12 protein-coding genes and 1 pseudogene are annotated in these 16,399 nt (G+C 70.9%); 9 read left to right on the top strand and 4 right to left on the bottom strand.

From position 1 onward, the window contains the following. The first annotated feature begins 163 nt into the window (after nt 1-163). From AB5J55_RS04345 to polX, 3 genes are all read left to right on the top strand, one after another. Nucleotides 164-1,291 (top strand): GNAT family N-acetyltransferase, encoded by a 1,128-nt coding sequence (locus AB5J55_RS04345; RefSeq protein ID WP_369269374.1) that lies wholly within the window; start codon nt 164-166, stop codon nt 1,289-1,291. A 154-nt stretch (nt 1,292-1,445) separates the two neighbouring features. After that, nucleotides 1,446-2,690, top strand: a complete 1,245-nt coding sequence (locus AB5J55_RS04340) for a DegT/DnrJ/EryC1/StrS family aminotransferase (RefSeq protein WP_369269373.1) — start codon at nt 1,446-1,448, stop codon at nt 2,688-2,690. A gap of 82 nt (nt 2,691-2,772) precedes the next feature. Beyond that, entirely contained in the window at nt 2,773-4,509 is a 1,737-nt protein-coding gene (polX, locus tag AB5J55_RS04335) for a DNA polymerase/3'-5' exonuclease PolX (RefSeq protein ID WP_369269372.1), read from the top strand. Between the two features lie 42 nt (nt 4,510-4,551). On the opposite strand, the gene AB5J55_RS04330 is transcribed toward polX, so the two are convergent. After that, nucleotides 4,552-5,733: a flavin-dependent monooxygenase gene (locus tag AB5J55_RS04330; RefSeq protein ID WP_369269371.1), complete on the bottom strand. Its 1,182-nt coding sequence runs from the start codon at nt 5,731-5,733 to the stop codon at nt 4,552-4,554. Between the two features lie 294 nt (nt 5,734-6,027). Here AB5J55_RS04330 and AB5J55_RS04325 point away from each other — a divergent pair, with 294 nt between their 5' ends. The 5 genes and pseudogenes from AB5J55_RS04325 (at nt 6,028) to AB5J55_RS04305 (ending at nt 10,759) form a co-directional block, all read left to right on the top strand. Next, nucleotides 6,028-7,143: a Gfo/Idh/MocA family protein gene (locus AB5J55_RS04325; protein ID WP_369269370.1), complete on the top strand. Its 1,116-nt coding sequence runs from the start codon at nt 6,028-6,030 to the stop codon at nt 7,141-7,143. Continuing rightward, on the top strand, nt 7,140-8,078 hold the full coding sequence (locus AB5J55_RS04320) for a PmoA family protein (RefSeq protein ID WP_369269369.1): 939 nt from the start codon (nt 7,140-7,142) through the stop codon (nt 8,076-8,078). The genes AB5J55_RS04325 and AB5J55_RS04320 overlap by 4 nt, the downstream gene beginning before the upstream one ends. Then, a complete protein-coding gene (locus tag AB5J55_RS04315) occupies nt 8,072-8,824 on the top strand; it encodes a cupin (protein ID WP_369269368.1) in 753 nt (250 codons plus the stop codon). The genes AB5J55_RS04320 and AB5J55_RS04315 overlap by 7 nt, the downstream gene beginning before the upstream one ends. A gap of 109 nt (nt 8,825-8,933) precedes the next feature. Continuing rightward, nucleotides 8,934-9,787 (top strand): annotated as a pseudogene (locus tag AB5J55_RS04310) (ABC transporter substrate-binding protein); the annotation flags it as partial. A 519-nt stretch (nt 9,788-10,306) separates the two neighbouring features. Then, nucleotides 10,307-10,759 (top strand): phospholipase, encoded by a 453-nt coding sequence (locus AB5J55_RS04305; RefSeq protein ID WP_369269367.1) that lies wholly within the window; start codon nt 10,307-10,309, stop codon nt 10,757-10,759. 66 nt (nt 10,760-10,825) lie between these two features. Here the strand turns inward: AB5J55_RS04305 and AB5J55_RS04300 are convergent, their stop codons facing one another. Together AB5J55_RS04300 and AB5J55_RS04295 are read right to left on the bottom strand one after the other, a co-directional pair. Then, nucleotides 10,826-13,081: a heavy metal translocating P-type ATPase gene (locus AB5J55_RS04300; protein WP_369269366.1), complete on the bottom strand. Its 2,256-nt coding sequence runs from the start codon at nt 13,079-13,081 to the stop codon at nt 10,826-10,828. A 66-nt stretch (nt 13,082-13,147) separates the two neighbouring features. Next, on the bottom strand, nt 13,148-13,363 hold the full coding sequence (locus AB5J55_RS04295; RefSeq protein ID WP_369269365.1) for a heavy-metal-associated domain-containing protein: 216 nt from the start codon (nt 13,361-13,363) through the stop codon (nt 13,148-13,150). A gap of 188 nt (nt 13,364-13,551) precedes the next feature. Between AB5J55_RS04295 and AB5J55_RS04290 the strand changes: the two genes are divergently transcribed. Continuing rightward, a complete protein-coding gene (locus tag AB5J55_RS04290) occupies nt 13,552-14,514 on the top strand; it encodes a hypothetical protein (protein WP_369269364.1) in 963 nt (320 codons plus the stop codon). Nucleotides 14,515-14,526: 12 nt separating this feature from the next. Here the strand turns inward: AB5J55_RS04290 and AB5J55_RS04285 are convergent, their stop codons facing one another. Further along, nucleotides 14,527-16,362 (bottom strand): glycoside hydrolase family 15 protein, encoded by a 1,836-nt coding sequence (locus AB5J55_RS04285; RefSeq protein WP_369269363.1) that lies wholly within the window; start codon nt 16,360-16,362, stop codon nt 14,527-14,529. Nucleotides 16,363-16,399: the final 37 nt, after the last annotated feature.

Genomic DNA, 16,399 nt, shown 5'->3' with positions numbered 1-16,399 from the left:
TCGCGCCTTGGATACCAAGCACAGCTAAAGGATTCATCAGGCATCTTGACAGCGTGCGTGCTGTTTCGCGACGTTTGAGCCTCGCCGCAAGGTTCGACTTGGGGGAAATGCGGCGAGGCGCCATCAGGCGCTTCTTTGGGGGATTCTGGGGGGAGCGGTCGCCATGCGGTCCACTAGCGCCATCACGATTCACAGACCCGAGGAACTGAACAAGTCGCTGCGCCGGGCGTGGCACCGGGCGATGGACGAGTCGCCCGACTACGCCAACCCGTTCCTGGCGCCGGAGTTCGCGATCGGGGTCGGCAGGTCCCGCGGTGGAGCGCGGGTGGCGGTCCTGCACGAGGACGGGGAGGCCGTCGGCTTCCTGCCCTACGAGCGCAACGCGTACGGCGTCGGCAAGGCCATCGGCCTGGGGCTCTCCGACTGCCAGGCCTTGGTGCACCGGCCGGGCGTCACCTGGGACACCCGGGAACTGCTGCGGGCCTGCAATCTGTCCGTCTTCGAGTTCGACCACCTCGTCGAGGAGCAGAAGCCCTTCGGCCCCTACGTCACGGGGACGTTCGCCTCACCCGTGCTCGACCTCAAGCCCGGCGAGGGCAGTTACGCCGACTGGCTGCGCGGCGCGTACCCGGGGCTCGCCAAGACGACGCTGAAGAAGGAGCGACGCCTGGGGCGGAACGTGGGCGAGGTGCGTTTCGTGTACGACGAGCGCGACCCGCGCGTGCTGCGCACCCTCATGCGGTGGAAGTCCGCCCAGTACCGCAGAACGGGGCGGATGGACCGCTTCTCCAAGCCGTGGATCGTCGATCTGGTGGACCACCTCTTCCAGGTCCGCGAGGAGCACTTCACGGGCATCCTGTCCGTGGTGTACGCCGGTGACCGGCCGGTCGCCGCGCACTTCGGGCCGAGGTCGCGCACGGTGTTCGCGGCCTGGTTCACCGCCTACGACCCCGAGTTCGGCTACTACTCGCCCGGACTGATGATGCATCTGCGGATGGCCGACGCCGCGGGCCGGGACGGTGTGACGGTCATGGACATGGGGCGCGGCGAGAAGGAGTACAAGGACTGGCTGAAGTCCCGTGAACTGCGGGTGGCCGAGGGGTTCGCGGTGCGCCCGCACCCGGTGGCGGCGGCACACCGGATGTGGCGCAGACCGGTGCGCGGCCTCAGAAACACGGTCCTGGCCCACCCCGGGCTGCGCGAGCCCGCCGACCGGCTGCTGAAGACCGTCGGCTCGCTGCGCACCTCGGTCCTGACCCACTCACCGGGAGCGGGAGCCCGCGCCCGCTGAGCGGGGCCCGTCCCTCGTCCTTCGCCGCCTCGGCGTCGTAGCCCCCGCCCTCGCTGCCTCGGAACCCCTGCACGGGGCCCCTCACGATGCCCGCGAGCGCACACCGCCCGCCTCGGGCGGACCCTCGTCGGACCCTTCCACGGAAGAGGTGACCATGCCGTACGGATCGCGGCTCGCCGCGATGATGACACGGCGCATCGGACGCGAATGCGTCTACACGCCCTCGGCCCGACTGGCCCTGTACCTGGCGCTGCGGCGCTGGTGCCGGCCGGGCGGGCGGGTGCTGATGTCCCCGGTGAACGACGACGTGATCCTCTTCGTCGTCCTCGCCGCCGGACTGCGCCCCGTACAAGCCCCCGTGTCCCAGTGGGACGGCAACATCGACCCGGCCGCCGTACCGGACACCACGTGGCGCAACGTGGACGCCGTCCTGACCACCAACCTGTACGGCATGCCGGACCGGGTCGTCGAACTGCGCCGCCGCTGCGACGAGTTGGGGATCCCCCTGATCGAGGACGCGGCGCACGCCATCGGCACGCATGTGGACGGACAGCCGATCGGCACCTTCGGGCAGGCGGCGGCGTTCAGCCTGTCCAAGCATGTGGCGGGGATGGCCGGCGGTTTCCTCGCCGTCGACGACGTACGCACCCGACGGGAACTGGAGCTGCTGCGCGACGACCTGCTGACCCCGCGCCGCCTCCGCCACGACCTGACCACCACACTGCGCCCACTGGCACGGTCCGCCGTCCGCTCGCTGCACCTGGTGCGCCCGGTCTGGCGCACGATGCAGCGCCTGGGGCTGCTCGAACGCGACGACTTCCGCATGGCCTTGCACGCACCCCGCCTCGCCGGCAGCGCACGCCACGCGCCGAGCCTGGCCGCTTATGAGCCCTGGGTCCGGGTCGACCTGCACGGCTTCCGCTCCCGCCACGGGGCCCTGGTCCGGGGGCAGTTGGAGTTGCGGATGGCGCTGCTCGACGGTGACCTCGCCCGGCGCCGGGCCGGTGTCTCGCTGCTCGCCGGCACCACCTGGGCCACCCCGGCCCTGCGTGACCGTACGGCACACGACGGCTCTCCGGGACTGTTCCGGGTGCCGCTTCTGGTCCACGGCCGCAACGCCCTCTTGGCACGCCTGGTCGACCACGGCGTGGTCGCGGGCTATGTCTACGACCCGCCGCTGGACGACTACGCGGGCGCCGAGTTCGTCGAACCGTCCCCCGACCCCTCGGCCGCCCGCTGGTTCGCCGCCCACACCCTGCCGGCCGACCCCCTCCTGGCGCGCAGGATCATCGACGCCCTGACGACGGAACTGGCGACTCCGGCGCACCCTCCGATCCCGACCCGGACACCCGAACCCGACGCCTCCACGACGACTCCCCCCACACCTCTGGGCCAGTAGGGAGGCCGGTACCGGGGCAGGGGGAAACGGGCGGCTCGTCCGGCACCGCGCCGCCCGGACCCACCTTGCCTACCCTTGAGGTGTGGCTCGGTCCAACGACGAGGTCGCCGCACTGTTCCAGGAGTACGCGGATCTGATCTCCATCACCGGAGGAGACGCGTTCAGGGCACGTGTCTACGAGAAGGCCGCCCGGGCGATCGGCGGCCACCACGCCGACGTGTCCAGGCTCGACGTCAAGGCCCTCAAGGAGATCCCGAACGTCGGCAAGTCGATCGCCGAGAAGGTCGTCGAGTACTTCTCCAGTGGCAGCGTCTCCGCCGTCGAGGAACTGCGGGCGAAGATCCCCGCCGGCGTCCGGCAGCTGACCGCCATCCCCACGCTCGGCCCGAAGAAGGCACTGCTCATCTACCAGGAGCTGGGCATCTCCACGACCGAGGAGCTCGCCGACGCCATCCACGAGGAGCGACTGCGCGACCTGAAGGGCTTCGGGCCGAAGACCGAGGAGAACATCCTGCACGGCATCGCCCTGCTCCAGTCCGCCGGCGACCGCGTCCTGATCGACGCCGCCATGAGCCTCGCCGAGGACATCGTCGCCGAGATGTCCCAGGTGACCGGCTGCAAGCGCTGCTCCTACGCCGGCTCGCTGCGCCGCGTCCGAGAGACGATCGGCGACATCGACATCCTCGTCGCGGCGGGGAAGGCGGAGCCGATCATGCGGGCCTTCACCGAGCTGCCGTACGTCTCGGAGGTCATCGCGCACGGCGCGAAGAAGACGTCGATCCGTACCACCAAGGGCCTCCAGGTCGACCTGCGCGTCGTCCCGCCCGACTCCTGGGGCGCGGCGATGCAGTACTTCACCGGCTCGAAGGCGCACAACATCCGCACCCGGGAGATGGCCGTCCACAAGAAGCTCAAACTCTCCGAGTACGGGCTCTTCGACACCGAGTCCGGCAAGAAGATCGTCTCCGAGACGGAGGAGGACGTGTACGCCCGGCTCGGCCTGCCCTGGATCCCGCCCACCCTGCGTGAGGACCGGGGCGAGATCGAGGCCGGACTGCGCGGCGAGCTGCCCGACCTGATCCAGGAGAACGACATCCGGGGCGATCTGCACACCCACACCGACCTCACCGACGGGCTCGCGCCACTGGAGGAGATGGTCGCCGCGGCCGCCGAGCGCGGCTACGCCTACTACGCGGTCACCGACCACGGCCCGGACATGGCCATGCAGCGGATGACCGACGAACGGATCCTGGCCCAGCGTGAACGCGTCCGAGAGCTCGACGGGGAGTACGGCAAGCGGGGCAAACGGGCCGGCATGCGGGTGCTGCACGGTGCCGAGCTGAACATCGGCCCCGACGGCGACGTGGACTGGCCCGCGGAGTTCCTCGTCGGCTTCGACCTGTGCGTGGCCTCGGTGCACTCGCACTTCAACCAGGGGCGCGAGGCGCTGACCCGGCGGATCGTCCGGGCCTGCGAGAACCCGCACGTGCACATCATCGGCCACCCCACCACCCGACTCATCGGCAAGCGCCCCGGCATCGACGTGGACCTCGACGCCGTGTTCGCCGCGTGCGCGAGCACCGGCACGGCCCTGGAGATCAACTCCCATCCCGACCGGCTCGACCTGCGGGACGAGGACATCCTGCGGGCCAGGCGGCACGGCGTGAAGTTCGCCGTCGACAGCGACGCCCACGCCGTCACCCATCTGGCCAACCTGCGCTACGGCGTGGGCACGGCCCAGCGCGGCTGGCTCACCAAGGACGACGTGATCAACACCTGGCCGCTGACCCGGCTGCGGCGCTTCCTGAACAAGGGGTGACCCCACCCCAGGGGCTCCCAGAAAGGACCCCGCCCCAGGGGCTCACAGAAAGGGCGTGCCCGGGTCGACTCCGGACAGGACCCGGCCGTAGATCTCCAGGTTGGTCGCGGGATTCACGAACGCGTGAAGACTCAGTGCGTGCAGATCGCGCACCGCCCGCTGGATCGGCACGTCCCGGTGCAGCGACGACGCCCCGGCCGCGGAGCCGAGCAGATCGACGGCCTCCTTGCACAGCCGCGCCACATAGCCGCTCTGCGCCCGGATCCTGGCCCGCTCCTCGGGCGTGTACGGCTCGCCCGACTCGGCCCGCGACTCGATCAGGGCGACGAACTCGGCGGTCAGCAGCTCGGCGCAGGAGATCTTCATGGCCGCCTCGGCCGCCTGGAGATGGGTGACCGTGGCCTCGCTCTGGCGCTGGTGCGGGGTGTACGTGATGCCCCGCCGCCGGCTGCGCTCGGTGAACTCCGCCAGTGCGGAACGGGCCAGGCCGAGCGCGTTGGGCGCCGTCCACACGCAGAACAGCAGCAGGACCGGCATCCGGTAGAACGGGTCGTCGGCGTTGGTCTTCGACCCGACCTCGCCCGCCAGCAGCGGCCCGACCGGCAGGACCCGATGGGCCGGCACGAAGACGTCCCGCGCCACGACGCTGTCGCTGCCGGTCCCGGCCAGCCCCGACACGTACCAGTCGTCCAGAATCTCCAGCTCGGCCATCGGTACGGCCGTCCACAGCAGCTCCGGCGGCCCCTCACCCGACTCGGACTCGACCCGGACCGTCAGCAGGTGCCAGTCGGCGTCGTGGCAGCCGGTGGCGAAGCCCGAGGTGCCGTTGACCACGTAGCCGCCGTCCGCGCGGACCGCCGTCGCGTCCGGGACGAGGGTGCCGCCGACCTTCGCGTCCGGGTTGGTGAAGATCTCGTCCTGCGCCTCGTCGGGGAAGAGCGCCGCGATGTAGGAGCAGCCGGCCTGGATCACCGTCTTGAACGCCGTCGAGCCGCATGCCGAGGCGATCTCGGCCACCGCGTCGACCTGGGTGCGCAGCCGGCTCTGGTGGCCGCCGTATCGCCGGGGGACGTTCATCCGGTGGATGCCGGCGTCCGTCAGCGCCGCCGCGACCTCGGGGGTGACCCGCCGCTCCTGCTCGGCGCGCAGCGCGTGTTCGCGGACCAGTGGGCGCAGTGCCCGGACGCGGTTGACCAAATCGGTATCGGTGCCGGCTGCTGTCATTCGGTGACCTCCCGAGCACGACGGGCCATCACCGTGACGCGGATGTCCAGCACTGTCAACGGGCCGTCTGTGAAGGGGAGTTGAAGCGTGCCAAAGCCCTGACAGGCATGTGATCTTCGTTCGTCTGAGCGGCGGTCGAAAAGGGGAGCGTGCGGGAGGTGGGCCGAGCCGAACGGGTCGGGCTTTGCTCATCTCGCCGCATAGGGGTTGTCCTTACATTCCGTCCCTGCCTAGGGTCGCCCTCGAAGTGCAAGCGCTTTCTGAGCGGGCTGTCCGCCGTCCGAGGAGAACTGCATGCCCCCAAGCCCCGCCCGCCGCCGCGTCGCGGTGATCGGCACCGGCGCCATCGTCAGCGGCAGTCACCTCCCCGCGCTGAGATCCCACCCCGACCGGGTGGAGCTGGTCGCCGCCGTCGACGTGGACCAGGCCCGGCTGGACGCCTTCCGGGCGCTCGCGGGCGAGGACGTCGCCGGGTACACCTCGACCGGCGAGATGCTGGACGCCGTACGCCCCGACCTGGTCCTGATCGGCACGCCGCCGTCGCTGCACCGGGAGCAGACGGTCGCCGCGCTCAAGGCGGGCGCCTGGGTGCTGTGCGAGAAGCCGCTGTGTCTGTCGCTCGCCGAGTACGACGACATCGCGGCGGCCGAGGAGGCGTCGGGGGCGTATGCGTCCGTGGTCTTCCAGCACCGCTACGGCTCCGGCGCCGTGCACGCCCGTGAGCTGATCACGAGCGGCGAGCTGGGCGCCCCGCTGGTCGCGCACTGTCAGACGACCTGGCACCGCGACGCCGCCTACTACGCGGTGCCGTGGCGCGGGCGCTGGGCCACCGAGGGCGGCGGACCGACGATGGGGCACGGCATCCACCAGTTCGACCTGCTGCTGCACCTGCTCGGTCCGTGGGCGGAGATACGGGCCATGGCCGCGCGCCTGGTGCACGACACCGAGAGCGAGGACGTCTCGACGGCCCTCGTACGCTTCGCGAACGGCGCCCTCGCCACCGTCGTCAACAGCGTGCTGTCCCCGCAGGAGGTGAGCCGCATCCGCGTCGACTGCGCCGACGGCACCGTCGAGCTCACCCACCTGTACGGCCACCGCAACGACGACTGGGTCTACACCCCGGCCCCGCACGTCCCCGCCGAGCGCGCCACCGCCTGGCGCACCCCCGCTGCGGACCTGCCCAGCTCCCACACGGCACAGCTCGGCGCCCTCCTCGACGCCTACGACAGCGGTGTCCGGCCGCCCGGCAGCGGCCCCGACGCCCGGGCCACCCTCGACTTCGCCGCCGCCCTCTACAAGGCGGCGTTCACGGGGAGCCCGGTACACGCGGGCGAGATCCGGCCCGGCGACCCGTTCTACCCGGCCATGCACGGCGACCACCCCCACTGGGCCCCCAAGGAGCGCGCATGAGCATCCGCGTCACCCACGCGCACGGCGACCACATCGCCGTCACGGCCGCGAACGGCACCGAGATCCTGCGCTACGTCTACCGCCCCGACCCGGAGGCGTTCGAGTCCCGCAAGCCCTACGCCCACCCCGTGCGCACCCTAGCCGGGCACACCGTGACCGGCTACCGGCCCAACGACCACCGCTGGCACAAGGGCCTGCAGATGACGGCGAGCCATCTGTCGGGACAGAACTTCTGGGGCGGTAACTGCTACGTCCACGGCGAGGGTTATCTCCCCCTGCCCGAGCGGGTCGGCTCCATGCGGCACGACGGCTTCACCGAGTTCACGGTCGAGGACGACCGGCTCGCCTTCCGCGAGGAGCTCACCTGGGTCGAGAACGGCGGCGAGGAGTGGGCGCGCGAGGCGCGCGGGCTGACCGTCCACTCGGTGGACGAGGAGACCGGCGCCTGGACCCTGGACTGGTCGATCCGGCTCACCAACGTCCGTGCCGAGCCCCTGGCCTTCGGCTCGCCCACCACCGCCGGCCGTGAGATGGCCGGCTACACCGGACTCCAGTGGCGCGGCCCCCGGGACTTCACCGGAGGCACCGCCTTCGGCCCCGACCTCGACGGGGGAGCGGGCTCGGACGCCGGCAAGCTGATGGGCACACAGGGCCCGTGGCTCGCCTTCACCACCGAGCACGACGACACCGACGGGCACTCCACCCTCGTCTTCGCGCACGCGCCCGAGAACCTCGACGAGCAGGCCGCGATCCACGAGTCCCACTGGTTCGTGCGCTCCGAGCCGATCCCCACGGTGGCGTTCTCCTGGGCGTTCTTCGAGGAGTTCGAGCTGCCGCCGGGCGACTCCTTCGCCTACCGCTACCGGATGGTCGTCGCCGACGGGGCCTGGGACCGGGAGCGGGTGGGCGCTCACCTGGAGGGATTGCAGTGGTGAAGTCGAACCTTCCGCATCCGCTGCCCGGCGCCGTCGGCCTGTCGCACCTCAGCGCCTATGAGTGGGAGGCCGCCGACGGTGTGTGCGGCGGCAGCCCTCATCTGCACCTGGTGTGCACGGAGGCGTACGTCGTCACCGGCGGCCGAGGGGCCGTTCAGACGCTGAGCCCGGACGGCTACCGGGATGTCCCCCTGGAGCCGGGCTCGGTCGCCTGGTTCACGCCGGGGACCGTCCACCGTATGGTCCAGGGCGGTGACCTGCGCATCACGGTGCTGATGCAGAACAGCGGGCTGCCAGAGGCCGGGGACGCGGTGTTCACCTTCCCGGCCGAGGTGCTCGCCGACCCCGAGGAATACGCCGCCGCGGCATCGCTTCCCCCCGGTACCGGACCGGAGACGGCGGCTGCCGCGCGCCGCCGCCGGGACCTCGCCGTCGAGGGGTACCTCGCGCTGCGCGAGGCACTCGTCGCCGGGGACAACGGCCCGTACGCCGAGTTCCAGCGCGCCGCCGCGCGGCTCGTGCGCGCCAAGGTGCCGAACTGGCGGGAGCTGTGGCGGGCCGGCGCGCTGGCCACGGCCGAGCGCACGGGCGCCCAGCTCGAAGCGCTGGAGGCGGGCGAGCCGGCGTATCTCGCCGACGCGACCGTATACGAGGCCGCGCCCACCAGACGCGGCGGCTTCGGCATGTGCGGGCGCCGAGACGAGTACAACCTGCCCGGGACGACGCTGCCCTACGGCGGCGAGTAACCGGCCGACGAGTCTCAGTCGGCGAGTCTCAGGCCGAAGGCGAGCAGGCCAAGGGGGGGGGGCCGAGGGGGCCAACAGAAAGCCCGAGGAAAGGAGAGGTGACCTCGGCATGCCCGGACACAGGACAAAGGGGTTCTGCGCGTCGACCGCCGCACTCGTGCTCTGCGCGATGCCGGCCGGCTGCGGGGGGTCCGGAGAATCGGTCGGCGGCGGCAAGCTCGTGCTGCGCTACACGTGGTGGGGCAACCCCGACCGCGCGGAGCGCACCGAGCAGGCCGTCGCCCTGTTCGAGAAACAGCACCCGAACGTCCAGGTGCAGACGTCGTTCTCGGCCTACGACGCCTACAAGCAGAAGCTCGCCACCCAGGCGGCGGGCGGGGACGCCCCCGATGTCGTGCAGCTCGACTACCGGCAGATCGACCAGTACGCCTCCGGTGACGTCCTGCTCGACCTTGCGAAGCAGAAGGCCGTACTGCGCACCGGCGAGATCGGCGCGGGCCTGCTGGCGACCGGGCGGCTGGACGGGACGCAGTACGCGATTCCGCAGGGCCGCGGCACCGAGACCGTCGCCTACGACGTCAAGGCGTGGAAGGAGTCCGGCGTTCCGCTCCCGGGCGGGAGCTGGACCTGGAGCGCGTGGGCCGACGCCATGCGGGCCCTGGCACAGAAGACCGGCAAGCCCGGCGCCACCGACCCCGGGCAGAGCGAGGACTGCTTCGAGGTCTGGCTGCGCGGCCAGGGCAAGTCCCTCTACACCAAGGACGGCGGGCTCGGCTCACGGCCGACGACCTGACCCGCTGGTGGACCTTCACCGACGAGCTCCGCCGCGAGGGCGTCGTCTCGCCCGCCGAGCAGACCACCCAGCTCGACGGCTCCGTGGAGAACACCCAGCTGGGGCGCGGTGAGGCCATGTCCGACTCCAACTGGGACGCACCGGCGAGCGGTTACCTCGCCCTCATACCCGGCCTCGCGTCGGCGGGCGTGCTGCTGGTCGGCGACCTGGCGCTGGCCGGGGCGGGGCTGCCCGGTGCGCCGCTGTTCGCCGTTCTGGCCGCCGCGATCGGTGCGTGCGCAGTCGTGGTCGGCCTCAGGGCCTGCGCCCGCCGCGAGTCGCTCACCGACTGGCGCGCGGCCGTACGCGGGGCCGCCCGGGACTCCGTACAGGACGTGGGCGGCAGTGGCCTGGTGCTGCTCGCGGTGGCGACCGCGGCCCTGTGCGCCTGGATGCTGGTGCCGCTCGCGTTCCTCGCCCCGGGGCCGCTGGCCCTGGCGGTCACGGCCGTGGACCTGCGGGGGGAGGGTAGGCGCAGGCAGGCGGGGGCACGTCGTGCGGAGCACGAATTCACCCCCTGATCTCCTCGCATGTCCCAGAGTTAACGGCGCATTAGGTCGCATGCGGTGTAAAAGGACTGTTGGGGTGTCAATCATCTTGTCATGAACCTGCGACCCGATGGGCGGGTCGCAGCCTCATGGAGGTGTGGAATGCACCGCACGCTCGCCACCGGTCTTGCCGCATCAGCCCTCTCCCTCATGGCCGTCGTCGCCACCGCCACGGCCGCACAAGCCGCCCCCGCCGACAAGCCCCAGGTCCTCGCCAACTGGACCCAGACCAGCGCGTCGAGCTACAACTCCTGGGTCGCCGCCCGCTCCAACCAGTCCGCCTGGTCCGCGTACGGGTTCGACTGGTCCACGGACTACTGTTCCTCCTCGCCGGACAACCCGTTCGGCTTCCCCTTCTCCACGTCCTGCGCCCGGCACGACTTCGGCTACCGCAACTACAAGGCGCTGGGCACGTTCAGTGCCAACAAGTCGCGCATCGACAGCGCCTTCTACGAGGACCTCAAGCGCGTGTGCGCCGGCTACAGCGGTGCGTCGAAGACCGCCTGCAACAGCACGGCCTGGACCTACTACCAGGCTGTGAAGGCGTTCGGCTGATGAGCCGCTGAGCGACCGTACAGAAAAGGGGGCGCCGCTTGAGCAGCGCCCCCTTTGCGTGACGATTCAGCTCGCGGCCCGGAACGAGCGCAGGCGCAGCGAGTTGCCGACCACGAAGACCGACGAGAAGGCCATGGCCGCTCCGGCGATCATCGGGTTGAGCAGACCGGCCGCGGCGAGCGGCAGGGCGCCGACGTTGTAGGCGAAGGCCCAGAACAGGTTCGACCGAATGGTGCCGAGCGTCCGGCGGGACAGCCGGATGGCGTCGGCGGCGGCACGCAGGTCGCCCCGCACCAGGGTGAGGTCGCCCGCCTCGATCGCGGCGTCCGTGCCGGTGCCCATCGCCAGGCCCAGGTCGGCCCGGGCGAGCGCGGCCGCGTCGTTGACGCCGTCGCCGACCATAGCCACCGAACGGCCCTCGCCCTGCAGCCGCTTGACGACATCGGCCTTGTCCTGTGGCAGCACTTCGGCGATGACGTCCTCAGGGTCGATCCCGACCTCGCGGGCGACGGCGTGTGCGACGGCCTTGTTGTCGCCGGTCAGCAGGATCGGGGTGAGGTCGAGGGCGCGCAGCCGCCGGATCGCCTCCGCGCTGGTCTCCTTCACCGCGTCGGCGACCTCGAGGACCGCTCGCGCCTCACCGTCCCAGGCGACCGCGATGGCGGTACGACCGGCCGCCTCGGCCTCGGACTTGGCCCGCCGCAGCTCCTCCGGCAGTTCCATCGCCCAGTCGCCCAGCAGGCGCTCGCGCCCCACGAGGACCGCATGCCCGTCGACGATGCCCTGCACCCCTAGGCCGGGTACGTTGCCGAAGTCCTCCGGCGTGGGCAGCGAACCCAGCTTCTGCACCGCCCCGTCGGCCACCGCACGGGCGATCGGGTGCTCCGAGGAGTGCTCCAACGCGCCCGCGAGACGCAGGACTTCGGCCTCATCGGTGTTGTCCGCGGTGTGCACGGCCAGCAGGGTCATCCGGCCGGTGGTCACGGTGCCCGTCTTGTCGAGGACGATCGTGTCGACCTTGCGCGTGGACTCCAGCACCTCCGGGCCCTTGATCAGGATCCCGAGCTGCGCGCCACGTCCGGTGCCCACCATCAGCGCGGTCGGCGTGGCCAGCCCCAGGGCGCACGGGCAGGCGATGATCAGTACGGCGACCGCGGCGGTGAAGGCGGCGGCCGGCCCGACCCCGTTGCCCAGCCAGAAGCCGAGGGTGCCCAGCGCGAGGGCGATCACGATCGGCACGAAGACGGCGGAGATCCGGTCCGCGAGCCGCTGCGCCGCGGCCTTGCCGTTCTGCGCGTCCTCCACCAGCCTGGCCATCCGGGCGAGTTGGGTGTCGGCGCCCACCCGCGTGGCCTCGACGACGAGCCGCCCGCCCGCGTTGATCGTGGCGCCGGTGACCGCGTCGCCCACGGTCACCTCGACCGGCACGGACTCGCCGGTGAGCATCGAGGCGTCCACCGCCGACGAGCCCTCGACGACGGTCCCGTCGGTGGCGATCTTCTCGCCGGGCCGCACGAGGAAGCGGTCGCCGGCCTTCAACTCCGAGACAGATATGGTGCGTTCGATGCCGCTCGCGCCCAGGACCGTCACATCCTTGGCGCCCAGCTCCAGCAGCGCCTTCAGCGCCGCGCCCGCCTTGCGCTTGGAACGGGCCTCGAAGTAGCGCCCGGCCAGGATGAAGGCGATGACGCCGGCGGCCGCCTCCAGATAGATGTTCCCGGAGCCGTCGCTGCGGACGATGGTCAGCTCGAAGGGGTGTGTCATGCCCGGCTCGCCCGCCGTACCGAAGTACAGCGCCCACAACGACCACACGAACGCGGCCGACGTACCGACCGAGATCAGCGTGTCCATGGTGGCCGCGCCGTGCCGCAGATTGGTGAACGCCGCCTTGTGGAAGGGCCACCCGGCATACGTCACGACGGGCGCCGCCAGCGTGAGCGACAGCCACTGCCAGTACTCGAACTGCAGGGCCGGAATCATGGCCATGGCCACGACGGGCACGGCGAGCGTCACGGCGGTGATCAACCGTTCCCGCAGTGGCCGCAGTTCATCGGGCTCGTCCGTGCCCCCGGAGGTGTCCCGCACGGGCGGCGCCGGCTCCTGCGCGGTGTAACCCGTCTTCTCCACGGTGGCGATGAGGTCCTGGACGGACACGTCACCGCCGTAGCTCACCTTCGCCTTCTCGGTGGCGTAGTTGACGGTGGCGGTGACGCCGTCCATGCGGTTCAGCTTCTTCTCGATGCGCGCCGCGCACGAGGCACAGGTCATGCCGCCGATGGCGAGCTCTACCTCGGTCGTGGGGTCGGACGCGGTGGTGGTCATCGCTGCTCCTCGTGCGGGGTGCGGGCGGAGCCCGGTGCGGCCGGGCCCGGCGATTCGGGTTGCGGGTCAGGCGGCGCGGCCGGTCAGCTCGTAGCCGGCCTCGTCGACGACCTCGGTGATCAGGGCGTCGTCGGGCTCGCCGGCGCTGGTGACGGTGACCTGGCCGGTCGCGAGATCGACACCGACCTCGGTGATGCCGTCCAGCTCGCCGATGACCTTGGTGAGCGTGGCCTTGCAGTGAGCGCAGCTCATCCCGGACACGGCGTACGTGGTGGTGGTCATGGGTTCCTCCCGAAGGGCTCTGTCACGGTTGGCCGGGGTACGGGGTAGGGGTATCCTGGCCGGTGTCCATGTATACCCCTAGGGGGTAGTCAAGGCAAGCGTGAGAGCAGGTTGACTTCATACCCCCCAGGGGTATTGTGAAGTGCAGTGAAGGATCGTATCGAAGGACCAACCCGCAGGAGACCGCCATGCATGCCGGACTGAGGATCACCGCGTTCGCCGCCGCGCTGGCCGCGACCTTCGGCACCGCCTACGGCGTGGGCAAAGGCGTCGACCCCGTCGTCGACGACCCCGCCCCCGCACGCCACGAGAGCCACAGCGAGGCGTCGGCGGCACCGGAAGGCGGCGACGGACACGGCGGGCACGAGACGAAGCCGGCCGGCGGGCTGCAGATCTCCGAGGGCGGCTACACCCTCGACCTGCGGACCCCGGGCGTCACGGCCGGAAAGCGCTCCGACCTGAGCTTCGTCATCCGCGACGACGACGGACGTGCCGTCACCGCCTACCGGCGCGAGCACGACAAGGAACTCCACCTCATCGTGGCCTCACGCGACCTGGGCACCTACCGTCATCTGCACCCCACCCGCGCCGCCGACGGCACCTGGAGCATCCCCGTCGAACTGCCTCGCGCGGGCGGCTACCGCGTCTTCGCCGACTTCACCCCGGCGAAGAAGGACGCCGAGAACCTCACCCTCGGCGCGGACCTGGCGGCCGCCGGCCCCTACGAGCCGCAGCAACTGCCGGCGCCGAACACGACCGCCGAGGTCCACGGCTACGAAGTCCGGCTGGACGGCGTCCTGCGTCCGGGCAAGGAGCGCGAGCTGAAGCTCGAGGTCTCGCGGGGCGGCCGCCCCGTCACCGACCTCCAGCCCTACCTCGGCGCCTACGGCCACCTGGTGGCCCTGCGCTCCGGCGACCTCGCGTACCTCCACGTCCACCCCAACGGGGAGCCCGGCGACGGCAGGACCAAGCCCGGCCCGGAGATCTCGTTCACGGCGACGGCGCCGAGCAGCGGGACGTACCGGCTGTTCCTCGACTTCAAGCACGAAGGGGAGGTGCACACGGCGGAGTTCACCGTGCGGGCAGGTGTGACGGCGACCGCCTCGGAGACGCCCGGGCACGAGGACGGGACCGCGGAGCACGGTCACTGAGGGGTTCTTGCCTCAGCCCAGGGCGCGATCCAGGTTGAACGCCGCACTGATCAGGGCGAGATGGGTGAACGCCTGCGGGAAATTGCCCTGTTGCTCGCCCGTGTGGCTGATCTCCTCGGCGTACAGGCCCAGATGGTTGGCGTACGTCAGCATCTTCTCGAAGGCCAGTTGCGCCTCGTCGACCCGACCGGCCCGGACCATGGCCTCCACGTACCAGAACGAGCAGATCGAGAACGTGCCCTCGTCGCCGCGCAGTCCGTCGGGGCTCGCCTCCGGGTCGTAGCGGTAGACCAGCGAGTCGGACACCAGGTCCTCGGTGAGGGCGTCGAGCGTGGACAGCCACTTCGGGTCGGTCGGCGCGATGAACTTGGCCATGGGCATCATCAGCACGGCCGCGTCCAGTACGTCACTGTCCTCGCACTGGACGAAGGCCTTGCGGGTCTCGGACCAGCCCCGGCTCATGATCCGCCGGTAGATCCTGTCCCGGTACTCCTGCCAGCGCGGCAGATCGGCGGGCAGCCCGCGGCGGTTGGCCATGCGGATGCCCCGCTCGATGGCCACCCAGCACATCAGCCGCGAGTACAGGAAGTTCTTGCGGCCGCCGCGGGTCTCCCAGATGCCCTCGTCGGGCTGGTCCCAGTTCTCGCACACCCACTCCACCAGCGCGCACACGTTGTCCCACTGGCCGCTGGAGATGGGCTGGGCCCACTTGTCGTACAGGTAGATCGAGTCGACCAGCGCGCCGTAGATGTCGAGCTGGAGCTGGTCGGAGGCGGCGTTGCCGACCCGCACCGGAGCGGAGCCGAGATGGCCCTCCAGATGGTCGAGCACCCGCTCGGGCAGATCGGTGCGGCCGTCGATGCCGTACATGATCTGCAACGGACCGGTGGGCGAGCCGTCGCCGCGGCTGACGTGCTCGGTCAGGAACTTCATGAAGGCCTCGGCCTCGGTGGTGAAGCCCAGCCGCAGCATCGCGTACACGCAGAACGCGGCATCGCGCACCCACATGTACCGGTAGTCCCAGTTGCGTTCGCCGCCGACCTGCTCGGGCAGGCTCGTCGTCGGCGCCGCGACGATGGCGCCGGTGGGCGCGTAGGTGAGCAGCTTCAGGGTCAGCGCGGAGCGGTGCACCATCTCCCGCCAGCGGCCCTTGTACTTGGAGGCGGACAGCCAGTGCCGCCAGTACGCCACCGTGCTGTTGAACTGCCTCTCGGCCTCCGTCCGCGCGCACCGCTTCAGCGCGAGCGCCCCGCTGATCTGGTCCAGCGCGAGCACCGCCGACTCACCCTGGGAGAGCTTGAAGTCGGCGTGCACGTCCGGCCCGTCGATCTCCAGCGGCACGGTGGAGGTGAGTCCGATCGACAGCTCGTCCGACTCGAATACCGCCACGTCGTCCTGCATATGGACGGTGTGTGTCCGGGTGCCGTAGTCGAAGCGGGGCGCGACGCGCGTATGGAACGGGATCGAGCCGCGTACGCACACCACACGTCGGATCAGCCGGTGCCGCTCGACCTCGGTCGCATCGCCGTCGACCGGCATGAAGTCCTGCACCTCGCCGACGCCGTCCTCGGTGAAGAACCTGGTGATCAGGACGTTGGTGTCGGGGAAGTAGAACTGCTTGGTCCGGGCCGGCACGGAGGCCGCCAGCTCGAAGCAGCCGCCCCGCTCGGCATCCAGGATCGCCGCGAAGATGCTGGGCGCGTCGAAGGCCGGGCAGCAGTACCAGTCGATCGTGCCGTCGATGCCCACGAGGGCCACGCTGCGCAGATCGCCGATCAGGCCGTGATCGGCGATCGGCACGTACCGCGACGCCCCCGGTGTGCCCGTCTCGATCGGAGTAGTGCTCATCGCAGCCTCCTCGGCCCGCCATGCGCCTCGCTCCCAG

It is taken from the genome of Streptomyces sp. R11 (assembly GCF_041051905.1).
Taxonomy (GTDB): Bacteria; Actinomycetota; Actinomycetes; order Streptomycetales; family Streptomycetaceae; genus Streptomyces.
The sequence above is the reverse complement of the archived record's forward strand: the minus strand, read 5'-3'. Positions and strand labels throughout refer to the sequence as shown.

Coding starts and splice junctions, on each gene's coding strand:
- AB5J55_RS04340 (WP_369269373.1), top strand. CDS start 1,446: ATGCCGTACGGATCGCGGCTCGCCGCGATGATGACACGGCGCATCGGA.
- AB5J55_RS04300 (WP_369269366.1), bottom strand. CDS start 13,081: ATGACCACCACCGCGTCCGACCCCACGACCGAGGTAGAGCTCGCCATC.
- AB5J55_RS04285 (WP_369269363.1), bottom strand. CDS start 16,362: ATGAGCACTACTCCGATCGAGACGGGCACACCGGGGGCGTCGCGGTAC.
- AB5J55_RS04305 (WP_369269367.1), top strand. CDS start 10,307: ATGCACCGCACGCTCGCCACCGGTCTTGCCGCATCAGCCCTCTCCCTC.
- AB5J55_RS04345 (WP_369269374.1), top strand. CDS start 164: ATGCGGTCCACTAGCGCCATCACGATTCACAGACCCGAGGAACTGAAC.
- AB5J55_RS04295 (WP_369269365.1), bottom strand. CDS start 13,363: ATGACCACCACCACGTACGCCGTGTCCGGGATGAGCTGCGCTCACTGC.
- AB5J55_RS04290 (WP_369269364.1), top strand. CDS start 13,552: ATGCATGCCGGACTGAGGATCACCGCGTTCGCCGCCGCGCTGGCCGCG.
- AB5J55_RS04325 (WP_369269370.1), top strand. CDS start 6,028: ATGCCCCCAAGCCCCGCCCGCCGCCGCGTCGCGGTGATCGGCACCGGC.
- AB5J55_RS04320 (WP_369269369.1), top strand. CDS start 7,140: ATGAGCATCCGCGTCACCCACGCGCACGGCGACCACATCGCCGTCACG.
- AB5J55_RS04330 (WP_369269371.1), bottom strand. CDS start 5,733: ATGACAGCAGCCGGCACCGATACCGATTTGGTCAACCGCGTCCGGGCA.